Genomic DNA, 11931 nt, shown 5'->3' with positions numbered 1-11931 from the left:
GTTCTCTCCTGCCGCGGCCGGCCGTCCCCGCGCGGTGGGCCGGGTCAGTCCACCGCTCCGAGCGCCGCGTAGTCGTACATGCCGAACGACCCCGTGACGAAGACGTTCCTGGCGTTCGGGTGCCGGTAGAGCAGCGAGCGCGGGTAGAGATAGGGCACGATCACCGCGTGCTCCATCGTCAGCCGGTCGATGCGCTGCCAGATCTCCGCACGCTCGACCGGGTCGGCGCAGGTGGCGCCCCGGTCCAGCAGCTCGTTGATCTCGGGATCGTCGAGCTCACCCATGTTCTGGTTGCCGCGCTCCTTGATGGCCCGGCCGTCGACGATCTGCTGGAGGAAGCCGTAGCCGTCGGGGAAGTCGGCGCCCCAGCCGAACATGATGATCCCGATGCCGTGCTCGGCCAGATAGGACGGCGAGCCGCCGTAGACCTCGAAGTAGTCGCCGGACGGGAAGTCCAGCACCTCGGCCTCGATGCCGACGCGTGCGAGACCCGCAGAGAGCGCCTCGGCCGCCCGGTACTCCTTGAGCCGGTCCTTGCGGGCGGCGATCTTCGTCTTGAAGCCGTTGGGCATTCCGGCCAGGGCGAGTTCGGCGCGCGCCGCCTCCAGATCGCCGGTGCCCTCGTCCCCGACCGGGTAGCGGTCGAAGGGCTCGTACCCGTCGATGGTGGGCGGGAGGATGGTCGTCGCGATGTCGCCGCCGACCGAACCGCCGTACGCCTCCTGCATGGCCAGCTTGTCCGTGGCGAACTGCACGGCGCGGCGGCAGTGCACGTTGTCGAACGGCGCGATGTTGCTGGACAGGCAGTAGATCCAGGTGAACCCGGTCAGCGGGTTGTCCGCGTTGGCCCGGAGCTCCGGGTCGGCCAGGATGCGTTCCTGGGCCAGCGGCTGGACGCCGAAGCCGGCCAGGTCGACGTGGGCCTCACCGGCGATGAGCATCCGGTCGACCTCGTGCGGCTCGACTCCGAGCAGCACCTCGATCCGTCCGGCGCGCTGGTGGCGCACCGGGTCGGTGGACCGGTCCCAGTGCGGGTTGGGCTCCAGTACGGCGAGCTTGCCCCGGGTGTACGAGGCGACCCGGTAGGGGCCGGTCGCGACCGGGCCCGTGGCGTATCCGGCGCCGGTGTCCAGGTGGCGGGGGACCGGGGTCGTGCTGGGCATCGTCGCCAGCAGGTCCATGCCCGCGAACGGCTCACGCAGCCGGAAGATCAGGGTCCGGTCGTCCGGGGTCTCCAGCGTCACGGGTCCTTCGGCGTCGGGCTCCCGCCAGGGGCCGCCGTAGTCGGTGCCGAGCAGCTGCCGGAAGTACGTGGGCCCGACACCGAGCACATCGGTGCCGTAATTGCTCCTGGCGATGGCGTACTTGACGTCGCCGGAGGTGACGGGGGAGCCGTCCTCGTACTTCAGCCCCTCGCGCAGCCGGTACGTCCAGGTCCGCCCGCCGTCGGACGACTCGCCCAGGGCCTCGGCGAGGTCGGGCACGAGCCGCTGACCCGCCTTGCCCGGCGCGGTGTCGAACGTGACGAGTGTCCGGCCGATGAGCCGCAGGAAGTTCCAGGTGTACGCGTAGTAGGTGTTCCCCGGGTCCAGTGAGTCGAAGTCGTCGGTGCGTACCAGTCGGAGCGTGCCCCCTGTCGCGGTGGTCGGCCGGACCACACCGTGCACACCGGCATCGAAGCCGCTGCCGGTCTCCGTCGGCTTACTGGTCGTCATGTCCCGTAACCCTTCCTCGCGTTGCTCTTCCGCTTACATCCTGTGCGTGGGGATTCGTACGGTGCTGTGGCCGGCGGGTCCGCGCATAGCGGGCGGCCGGTCGGCATAGCGTCCGTGCGGTGACCGCTCAGGCCTGGTCGGTCGGCCGGATGAAGATCTCGTTGACGGTCGCGTGCGCCGGCGCCGTCACCGCGTAACGGACCGCCTCCGCGATGTCCGCGCTCTGCAACTGGCGGATCTTCGTGACCCGTTCCTGGATGGCGGCCTTCGACGGGGCGTGCGTGATGTGGTCGCGCAGCTCGGTCTCGACGGTGCCGGGCTCGATGACCACGACACGGACACCGCGCTCGGTGACCTCCTGGCGCAGACCCTCGCTGAAGCCGTTCACCGCGAACTTGCTGGCGTTGTACGCGGCGCTGCCGCGGCCCACCACACGCGCGGCGATCGAGGAGATCTGCACGACCGCGCCCCGGCTGCGGATCAGGTGCGGCAGCGCGGCGTGGGTCATGTACATCAGGCCGAGGACGTTGACGTCCATCATGCGGGTCCAGTCCGTGGTGTCGGCGCCCTCCACGGGGCCGAGCAGCATCAGACCGGCGCTGTTCACGAGGATGTCGAGGGAGCCGAGCGTCTCCACGGTCGAGGCGACCGCGGCGTGGACCGCCTGCTCGTCGGCGACGTCGAGCGGCAGGACCAGCACGGTGGCGCCACCGGCCTCCAGCTCGGCGCGCAGCGCCTCCAGCCGGTCGGTACGGCGTGCCGCGATGGCGACCTTCGCCCCGTCGGCTGCCAGCGCGCGTGCGGTGGCCTCACCGATACCGGAGCTCGCTCCGGTGACGAGCGCGACCTTTCCCTGCAGAATTCCGGACATGTGTAACCCCCAGTGTGCGAGCCGGTGTGTTCACTTGAAATGCTTATGCGCATCCCTGCGGAATCGGTGACGTTATCAGCCCGGTCACGGCGCGTGAATACCCATTGTCACCTCGGGTTATGTGCACTCCGCGCCGGTTATGCACAGTGGGCCGGGGCAGCAGACGCGCGCCCGCCATATCGGGCAGATTGTGACAGCGATCCCACGTCGGCATGACCTTTGTGTACTGATGGGCGGAACATGATGCGAGACGATGTAGCGGTCCAGGACGGGCAGGCGGCACCGTCCTACCCGATGCTCCGGGGCTGTCCGGTCGATCCGCCGCCGCAGCTCGCCGAGTTGAGGGCGGGCCCGGCGGCGAGCCGCGTGACGCTGTGGGACGGCAGCCAGGTGTGGCTGGTGACCGCGCACGCCCATGTCCGCGCCGTGCTCGGCGACCGCAGGTTCACCGCGGTGACCAGCGCTCCCGGATTTCCCATGATGACGCCCACATCGCAGTTGGTACGGGCCCAGCCGAAATCCGCCTCGTTCATCCGCGCGGACGATCCGGAGCACTCACGGCTCCGCTCGATGCTCACGCGTGAATTCCTTCAGCGTCGCGCCGATGAAATGCGTCCGATGCTCCGGGAAATGCTGGACGAAATTCTTTCGGAGCTGGTCGAAGGTGAACGCCCCGTCGATCTCGTGGCGAATCTGACGATCCCCGTGCCGTCCCGCGTCATCGCCGCGATGTTCGGCATACCCGCGGGCGAGCGAGCCCTCATGGAGGACCGCAGCGCCATTCTGATCGACCGCGGCTACACCCCCAAGCAGGTGGCCGCGGCCCGCGACGAACTGGACGGCTTCCTGCGCGAGCTCGTCGAGTCACGCATCAAGGAACCCGGCGACGACCTGATCAGCCGGCTCGTCGTCGACCAGGTGCGCGAGGGCAAGCTCGACATCGACGAGATGGTCCCGATGTGCCGGCTGCTGCTGGTCGCCGGACACGGCACGACCACCAGCCAGGCCGGACTCAGCCTGCTCAGCCTGGTCACCGACAAGAACCTCGCCACCTCGCTGCGCGAGAACCCGGAGCTGCTGCCCGCGGCCGTCGAGGAACTGCTGCGCTTCCACTCCATCGTGCAGAACGGCCTGGCCCGCGCCGCCACCGAGGACGTCCAGCTCGGCGACACGGTCATCAAGGCCGGCGAGGGTGTCGTGCTGTCCCTGTCCGCGGGCAACCGCGACGAGGAACTCTTCCCGTCCCCCGACACCCTGGACCCCCACCGCGACGCCCGCAGGCACCTGGCGTTCGGCCACGGCATCCACCAGTGCCTCGGCCAGTGGCTCGCCAAGGCCGAGATCGAGGAGATGCTCGCCGCCGTACTGCGCTGGATGCCCGGAGTGCAGCTTGCAGTGCCCTTCGACGATCTGGAATTCCGTCACGAGGTGTCGAGTTACGGCCTCGGCAGCCTCCCGGTGACCTGGTGAGCGACCCCGGCCGGCTGACCGTCGCCGTCGACGTGACCGCCTGCTGCGCCATGGGCAAGTGCGCGGCGACGGAGCCCGATATCTTCGGCCAGGACCCCGACACCGGCACCGTGGTGCTGCTCGACCCCACCCCGCCGCCCGCGCTCCACGAGGGAGCCCGGCTGTGCGCGGACCTGTGTCCGTGCGGCGCCATCACGGTCACCGAGAACTGACCGGACAAGGAGTGAAGATGACCGAAGTCCCTGGTACCACCACATCCGCCGTCCGGACAGCGGCCGAGGCGGAACTCGCCGACGACAGCTCTCCCCTGGCCGCCCCCTGCCGCTGGGCGATGGAGCTGCTGACAGCCACGGACCTCCCGGCCGAGGAGGACATGGCCGCGTCCCTGGTGCCCGGCTTCCTCGACAAGTACCCGCGGGGATTCACGGCGACCCTGGAGGAGTGGCGCAAGCTCGGCCCGTTCACCGTGACGACCTACCAACCCGTCGCCCACAAGGGCTGGTTGGTACTCACCGACCCGTCCGGGCGGGATTTCTCGCTCACCGTGATCATCGACTCGACGGGTCTCGTCCGCATCCTGCACCTCCAGCCGGACATCTTCGTCCCCGAGATCCGCGACTGGGCGGACCTCGACGAGGCGCTGCGGATCGAGGGAGTCACCTCGTCGGTGCTCGCCGTCCGCATCGAAGAGGGCCGGCACATCGTGCTGCACGAGAAGGACGCCCACCAGGCGCTCCCGACCGGTTCGGCGTACAAGCTCTACCTCATGCGGGCCCTCATCCACGCCATCGACAACGGTGAGCTCGACTGGGACGACGAGGTGGTCACCCGCCCCGACCTGCGCAGCCTGCCCACCGGCGACATGCAGGAACTCCCGGACGGCACCCGGGTCCCGGTCCGCGAGACGGCGCACAAGATGATCGCCATGAGCGACAACACGGCCGCCGACCTCCTCGCCGACAAGGTCGGGCGCGAGGCCGTCGAGCGCGCCGTCGTGGCGTCCGGTCACCACGATCCGTCGCTGCTGCGGCCCTTCCTGTCCAGCCGCGAGGTCTTCGAGATCGGCTGGGGCGCGAGCGGACTCCGCGGAGCCTGGGCCGAAGGCGACGAGAAGGCCCGCCGCGAACTGCTGCACCAGGTTGCCAAACCGCTCACCGTGCGCGGCTCCGACCTCGGCGAGACCGTCCACCAGCTGGGCCTGGACTGGCACATGAGCGCGTACGACGTGTTCAGGGTCCTCGAAGCCCTCGTCCAGGACGGCGCCCGGGACGCGAGCGGGACGGTCGACGCCATCCTGACCGCCTACCCCGGCATCCTCGTCGACCGCAAGAAGTGGTCCAAGGCCGTCTTCAAGGGCGGCTCCTGCCCCGGCGTCATGATGTTCTGCTGGCTCCTTGAGGACCACCAGGGCACCCCGCACGTCCTCGTACTGCAACAGGCCGCAGATGAGCAGAAGCTCATCGGAGACGGTCAGTTGCTGCGTCGACTCGGCGCGAAGGTCATCGAATCCGGGCTCCTCGAATCCGGGCTTCTGGAAGGCGAGAAGGAACCCACTCCGTGAGCACCAGGGACCGGCTGCTCGCCGTCCTCGTCGCGGTGCTGTGGGGGCTGAACTTCCTCGCCGTGCGGGTGGGTCTCGACCACTTCCCGCCGTTCTTCCTCGCAGCGCTGCGCTTCCTGGTCCTCGCGGTGCCCGTGGTCCTGTTCGTACCCCGCCCGCAGGTCCCGCTGAAGTGGCTGCTGGGTTACGGACTGGGCTTCGGTGCCATGCAGTTCGGGCTGCTCTTCCTGGCCATCGACAACGGAATGCCCTCGGGCCAGGCTTCCGTGGTGGTGCAGGCGGCGGCCCCGCTGACCGTGCTGCTCGGCGCGCTCCTGCTGCACGAGCGGCTGTCGTGGCAGCAGCTTGCGGGGATGGCGGCGGCGGTCCTGGGCCTGACGGTGATAGCCGTCGACCGGGCCAGGACCGCGGCACTGCTGCCGCTCTTCCTCACCCTGCTCGCGGCGCTCGGCTGGGCGCTCGGCAACCTCGCCAGCCGGCAGGCCAGGCCCGAGCATCCGCTGCGCTTCGCGCTGTGGATGTCCGTGGTTCCGCCCCTGCCCCTGCTGGCGCTCTCCGCGGTCATGGAGGGACCCGGCACGGGCTGGCGGGCCTTCGGCGGCGCGTTCGACTCCGACGGCTGGCCCGGTCTGGTGGCGCTGCTGTACATCGCGCTCGCGGGTTCCGTGGTGGGCTCGGGCATCTGGACGGCGCTGCTGAAGCGGTACGAGGCAGGCACCGTGGCCCCGTACTCGATGCTCGTACCGGTCGTCGGCATCGCGGTCGCCTGGCCGGCGCTCGACGAGCAGCCGAGCGCTCTGTCGCTGGCCGGGGCCGCGATCGTGGTCATCGGTGTACTGGCCGGAATGGGGCTCAAATTGCCCGGGCGTAGGAACGGCGAAGGCCCCGGCCCCGAAGGGAAACCGGGGCCGGGGCCTGTGGTCGCTCAGCCGGACGATCCGACCGCGAAGGTCCAGGACACCCAGCGGTCCTGAGGCACGAAACCCATCGCGCTGTTGACGGCGATCATCGAGTGGTTGTCCTCGGCATTCGCCGTCTCCAGCAGCCGGACCGCGGGCTGCTGCCGCAGCACGTTCTCCAGGTTCGAGAGCTTCAGCAGCAGCCCCAGCCGGTGCCCGCGGTGGCCGCGGTGGACGACCGTCATGCCCTGGAGCGCGTACTCCGGGTTGCCGGTGGTCTTGGAGACGCTGGTGTAGCCGGCCAGCGTTCCGCTCGCGTCGTGGACGACACCGGTGTGGTACGCCCTGCGTCCCCGGCCCACCCGCATGGTCTCGAAGGCGCGCGCGTAGCTCGTCTCGACCTCCTGGTCGGGATCGGGCTCCGCCCCGCTGTCGCCGAGGGACTGCTCCAGCAGCGAGACCGGGACCGCGTAGGCGTCGGGGGTGACGGTGCCCCAGCGCACCAGGCTGTAGCCCACGGGCAGGGCGGGCACGCCGTCCGCCAGCGGGTCGTGGCGGCGCAGGTCGAGCCACTGGTGCAGACCCGAAGGGCCTTCCGCCTGTTCGGCTCCCATCGCGGCGGCGAAGGCCGAAGGGGCCGAGTCGCGCGCCGGACCGTCCTCCAGCGCGTCGACGGTCATACCGGCGAGCGTGGTGCGCCCGTGCTCGGCGGCCAGTTCGAGGGCCCGGCCGAACAGCGCACGGCCTATGCCGCGGCGGCGCAGCTTGGGGTGGACCAGGAGCTGGTCCACCCGGGCCACCGGTGCGCCGTTCGGCAGCGCGACCCGCAGCGCGCCGACGACCTGCCCGTCGCGCAGGGCGACCCAGTCCTCCAGCGCGGTGGCGGGCGGGGCGAAGCGCAGGGAGCCGATCATGTCGACGGGGCAGGGCGGCGCGGACCCGGGGACGTCGTCCGCGGCCTCCGCCATCAACTCGAGCCACTGGCCCGCCGTGTCGTCGTCGTCCGCGCTCAGCGGGATGAAGCGGAGCTCCGGTGTGCTGTCGGTCATGGAGTGTTCTCCCGGTCGGGGCGGTCGGGGCGGTCGAGTTGGTCGGCAGAGGCGGTGGGGTCGAGGCCCATGGCCTGGATGTCGTACAGGCCGAACGCCGGCTGTACGTAGACGTTGGTGACCCAGGGGTTGCGGAAGGACAGGGTCTTGTCGTGGACCAGCGGAAGGATCACGGCGTGTTCCATCACCAGTCTCTCCACCACCCGCCACAGCCGCGTGCGTTCGGCCGGATCGGTGGTGTGCAGGCTCCGGTCGATCAGCTCGTTGATCTCCGGGGCGTCCAGCTCGGCGATGTTCCAGTTCCCGCCGTTCCGCTTGATCTGGCGGCCGTCGACGAGCGGGGCGAGGAATCCGTACTCCGTCGGGAAGTCCGCACCCCAGTCCGTGACGACGAGCCCCAGGTTGTGCTTCCGGATGGTCTCCGGTGAGCCCGCGCCCAGGCTGAAGTAGCTGGCCACGTCCAGTTCCTTGACCGTCAGCCGGATACCGACCCTGGCCAGCGACTCGACGACCGCGTCGGCGACCAGCCGGAACTTCCCGCGCTGGGTGCCGATCACCGCGTCGAAACCGTCCGGCAGCCCGGCGGCCTCCAGCTCCGCCCGCGCCTTGTCGAGATCGCCCCGCAGGTCGGGACCTGCCGGGTAGCGGTCCAGGCCCTGGTGGGCGGGGAGCCGGGGCGGGAACAGCGCGGGGGTCAGGTCACCACCGGTGACGGGACCGCCGCGGGCCTCCTGGAGCAGCAGCCGGTCCGCCGCGTAGTGCACCGCCCGGCGCACGTGCACGTTGTCGAACGGCGGGATGTGCGGCTGGAGCGAGACGAAGTGCAGGAAGCTTGTACGGGGGTTGTCCGTGTGGGTGCGCAGGACCTCGTCCGCAGTGACCCGCTGCTGGGCCGCGTGCTGGAGCCCGCGCCCTTCGAGGTTGATGTCGAAGACCCCGTCGATCAGCTGGGTGTCGAGGTCGTCGACGCCCACCCCGATGGTCAGCTCCACCCGGTCGGGCAGCGCGGGCCGTACCGGGTCGGTCGCCCGGTCCCAGTGCGGGTTGCGCTCCAGGTGCAGATGCGAGCCCGGCCGGTGCTCCGCGATCCGGTACGGGCCGCTGCACCGGGGGTCCTCCCCGTAACGGGCACCGGTGTCGGCCTGCCGGGGTACGGGGGACACACAGGGCTGCGCCATCAGATGGTCGAAGTCGGCGAACGGGCTGCGCAGCCGGAAGACGATGGTGCGCGCGTCAGGGGTCTCCACCGACTCCAGGGGCTCGCTGCTCCGGTACGGACCCGGGTAGGGCCGCGCCGGATCGTCCAGGAGCGGCACGAGATACGTCGGCCCGCCCGGCAGCACGTCCTGCGCGAAGATCCGCTCCACCGCGTAGCGCACGTCGGCGGAGGTGATCGGGGAACCGTCGTCGAAGCGCAGGTTCTCGCGCAGCCGGTACGTCCACGTCCTGGCCCCGTCGCTCGCCTGACCCGGCCCCTCGGCGAGGTCCGGGACCGGGACGAGTCCGGCGGGTCCGGGGTCCGTGGGGTAGGCCATCAGCGTGCGGTTGAGCATCCGCTGCAACAGCCACACCCACACGTAGTACGTACGGGCGGGGTCGAGGGAGTCCACGTCCGCCGACGACACCAGGCGCAGCGTGCCGCCGCGCCGGTCCGAGGGGTTCACCATCGCCCCGACGGCGGCGTCCCAGCCGGCGCCGGTCAGGTGTTGGGTACGGGCACTCATCGGGGTGCGGTCCTCCGGTCTCGGTCCTTACGGGGCAGGCGCAGCAGGTACGAGCGCTCCTCGCTGGCCTGGCAGCCGCGCGCCAGCTTCGCCTCGACGCTGCCGATCCCGGCGTGCAGCACGGTGACACCGGCCTCGGCCGCGGCTTCGAGCACCCGGTAGTACAGGACGTCGTAGTAGAGCGGCAGCTTGCCCTGGGCCTCGTAGTCGAAGCCGGCGCGGTGGCCGAACCAGTGCTCCTCACCGCGCGCCCTGGAGCGCAGGACCATGCCGAAACCGATGACGATGCCGTTCTGCCGGGCCACGGAGACCATGACGTCGTCGCCCATCACATCGGCGATCCAGGACAGCAGACCGGCGGAGTGCTCAGGGCTCGCCGGATTGCCGTACTTCTTCAGGAGGTTGGAGTCCAGCTCGCCGAGGCGCGGGACCAGATCCTGGGTCAGCGGTTCGACGGTGACCTCCACCCCGGCCTCGGCCAGGGCGCGGCGTTCCAGACGCACCCGCCGGCGCCGGTGCTTGCTCATCCCGGCGAGGAACTCGTCCCAGCCGCCCGGCGGAATGGGCAGCCAGGCGTAGTGCGCGGAGGTGTGCGAGCGGTAGCCGCGGCTCTCCAGCAGGTCGACGAGTGTGAGGTCGCGGACGTCCACGTGCGGGAAGCAGACCGAGGCCGCCTTCCGCTCCTCGGCGAGCCCTTCGGCGTGGTCGAGGAGCGCCGCGATGTCCTCGGGCCGGGCTCCGGTGGTGGCGAGCGTCCTCGTACGTCCGAGGTGCCTGCCCCCGCACACCATCGAGGGCAGCAGGGAGGAGGCGTCACCTTCCGCCACATCGGCGAGGATGCTCACCGCCTCCGGGTCGTCCTCCTCGGCGGCCCGGGAGAGCATCGCGTCGGGGCGGGCGAGCAGCCAGGGCACGGAGTCGGTCGCCCAGGCCGCGACGAGCCCGGCGACGGGCGCCCCGTTGCGGTGCTGGACGAGGAAGTCCATCGTGGTGCCGGAGTTGCGCTCCTGCACCGCCAGCCAGCGCGGCGTCTGGAAGAAGTCCTCCACGCCCGCGAGATCGTTCCACCCATGGTCCACGAGCGCTGCGGCATCCGGGACCGCCCGCACCCCGTCCAGGCTCTGTACGTCGTGCGGAAGGCTCACGCCTGCTCCTCCTCGACGACGAAGTCGAGGTACGAGGCGGCCTTGTCGGCGAGTGCCTGCGCCTCCAGCCGGTCGGGTCCGTTGCAGTAGGTGAAGCCGACGCAGGAGGAGTTGTCCATGCGCTGGAGGAGCGAGTCGCCCTTCTCCACGTGCAGCAGCACCTGGACACCCGGCACCGCCTCGGCGGCCTCCACACCGTCGACCCGCTTCAGCGTGCCGCGCTTCGCCGGGTAGATCATGCGGACGGCGGCGCCGCCGGAATGGACGACGGGCTCGATCGCGGGGGTCGCGCCGATGGTCAGCAGCCAGGCGTCCAGGATGGGGCTGCGGCCGGTGACGTCGGTGACCAGCATCGTCATACAGCTGGACGGCGTACGGGGGTTGGCCTCGATGATCCGCCAGCCCGACTCGGTGTGCCGCACCTCGGTGTGGCAGGGCCCGTGCCGGTAGCCGATGGCCTCCAGGGTCTTGCGGACGACGGAGTACAGCTCGTCGCGCGACTCGTCGGAGAGCGGTACGGGGAAGGTGTGACCGCACTCGATGTACGCGGGGTCGCCGAACAGGTCCTTCGACGTGACGCCGAAGATGTGGGTGTGGCCGTCCACGGTCATCGTCTCGACGCTGACCTCGACGCCCTCGACGTACGTCTCCAGCAGGACGTCCCCGGAGCGCTGCTGGCCCCGCAGGCTCTTGCGGATGCCGGACAGCTCGTTCCACGCCTCGGTCAGTTCGGCCATGTCGTCGACGCGGCGCACCCCGTAACTGATGGCCTCCGCCGGGGGCTTGGCGATCATCGGGAAGCCCAGTCGGCGTGCCGCGGCCTCCAGCTGGTCCTTGTCGCTGACCAGCACGTGAGGAATGTTGAACGGTACGTCGCCGAGCGCGACCCGCAGCCGGTCCTTGACGTTGGCGATCTCCACGGCCTCCGGGTCGGGCCCCGGCAGGCCGAGCCGCTGGGCCGCCTGCGCGGCGATCACCGTGTGGTAGTCGGAGAACGAGGTCAGCCCGTCGACCATGGGCTTGCCGTCATCGCCGGTCACCGAGGTGAGGACCGCGTCGAGGTCGGTGGTGTCCACGTCGATCACCCGGTCGACGACCTGGGCGAGCGGGTGGGAGTCCCAGTCGTGGCCGTGGGTGTACCAGGAGCGGTCACCGGTCAGCAGCCACACCTCCAGGCCGTGCTCGCGGGCCTGGCGCAGACCGAGGACGAATGGGTGGTTCTGCATGTGCTCGACGATGGCGATCCGCTTGTCCGCGAACTGCGCGTAGTCAGCCAGGGGTGTTGTCATCGAACCGCCTCCATGCGTCGGCCGTCGCTCACAGCGTGGGTATGGGGACCAGTTCAGCGGCTCGCTCCCGGCCGTGGCCATGAAGCGGCGGCGGTGCGCATAGGCCGTCTCCGAAGCGCATAGGCGGTGGCAACGATCGATTCTCGGTCAAGTTCCCCGGGCAGGCAGGGGACAAGAGGGAGCGAATCCGGCGGAGGGAACGACGGGG

General features: G+C 70.4%; 10 protein-coding genes. 4 read left to right on the top strand and 6 right to left on the bottom strand.

The window, feature by feature from the left end; translation table 11 throughout:
- Window positions 1–44: 44 nt before the first annotated feature.
- Window positions 45–1715 carry an ABC transporter substrate-binding protein gene (locus tag ACWGO0_RS33990; protein ID WP_453543766.1) on the bottom strand — a complete coding sequence of 557 codons (1671 nt, stop codon included), beginning with the start codon at window positions 1713–1715 and terminating at the stop codon, window positions 45–47.
- A 127-nt stretch (window positions 1716–1842) separates the two neighbouring features.
- Entirely contained in the window at window positions 1843–2586 is a 744-nt protein-coding gene (locus ACWGO0_RS33985) for an SDR family oxidoreductase (protein WP_453543764.1), read from the bottom strand.
- A 240-nt stretch (window positions 2587–2826) separates the two neighbouring features.
- Between ACWGO0_RS33985 and ACWGO0_RS33980 the strand changes: the two genes are divergently transcribed.
- From ACWGO0_RS33980 to ACWGO0_RS33965, 4 genes are read left to right on the top strand one after another with little or no spacing between them, the layout of a single operon-like run.
- Window positions 2827–4056 (top strand): cytochrome P450, encoded by a 1230-nt coding sequence (locus ACWGO0_RS33980; RefSeq protein ID WP_453543762.1) that lies wholly within the window; start codon window positions 2827–2829, stop codon window positions 4054–4056.
- Entirely contained in the window at window positions 4053–4268 is a 216-nt protein-coding gene (locus tag ACWGO0_RS33975; RefSeq protein WP_453543760.1) for a ferredoxin, read from the top strand. The genes ACWGO0_RS33980 and ACWGO0_RS33975 overlap by 4 nt, the downstream gene beginning before the upstream one ends.
- Before the next feature lie 17 nt (window positions 4269–4285).
- Window positions 4286–5617: a serine hydrolase gene (locus ACWGO0_RS33970; protein ID WP_453543758.1), complete on the top strand. Its 1332-nt coding sequence runs from the start codon at window positions 4286–4288 to the stop codon at window positions 5615–5617.
- The gene (locus ACWGO0_RS33965; RefSeq protein ID WP_453543756.1) at window positions 5614–6591 is read left to right on the top strand and encodes an EamA family transporter; all 978 of its coding nucleotides are present in this window, start codon (window positions 5614–5616) and stop codon (window positions 6589–6591) included. Before ACWGO0_RS33970 ends, ACWGO0_RS33965 begins: the two co-directional genes overlap by 4 nt.
- Here ACWGO0_RS33965 and ACWGO0_RS33960 read toward each other — a convergent pair.
- Genes ACWGO0_RS33960 through ACWGO0_RS33945 form a run of 4 tightly spaced genes read right to left on the bottom strand, consistent with a single transcriptional unit; the run spans window position 6543 to window position 11723 of the window.
- A complete protein-coding gene (locus ACWGO0_RS33960) occupies window positions 6543–7565 on the bottom strand; it encodes a GNAT family N-acetyltransferase (protein ID WP_453543754.1) in 1023 nt (340 codons plus the stop codon). The two genes, ACWGO0_RS33965 and ACWGO0_RS33960, sit on opposite strands and share 49 nt — an antisense overlap.
- Complete coding sequence (locus tag ACWGO0_RS33955; RefSeq protein WP_453543752.1) at window positions 7562–9289, bottom strand: ABC transporter substrate-binding protein; 1728 nt, start codon at window positions 9287–9289, stop codon at window positions 7562–7564. The genes ACWGO0_RS33960 and ACWGO0_RS33955 overlap by 4 nt, the downstream gene beginning before the upstream one ends.
- Entirely contained in the window at window positions 9286–10434 is a 1149-nt protein-coding gene (locus ACWGO0_RS33950; RefSeq protein ID WP_453543750.1) for a GNAT family N-acetyltransferase, read from the bottom strand. The genes ACWGO0_RS33955 and ACWGO0_RS33950 overlap by 4 nt, the downstream gene beginning before the upstream one ends.
- Window positions 10431–11723 (bottom strand): ATP-grasp domain-containing protein, encoded by a 1293-nt coding sequence (locus ACWGO0_RS33945; RefSeq protein ID WP_453543748.1) that lies wholly within the window; start codon window positions 11721–11723, stop codon window positions 10431–10433. The genes ACWGO0_RS33950 and ACWGO0_RS33945 overlap by 4 nt, the downstream gene beginning before the upstream one ends.
- Between the last annotated feature and the right edge of the window lie 208 nt (window positions 11724–11931).

The organism is Streptomyces sp. NPDC055749 (assembly GCF_053617235.1).
This window is presented reverse-complemented; position numbering and strand designations above follow the sequence as displayed.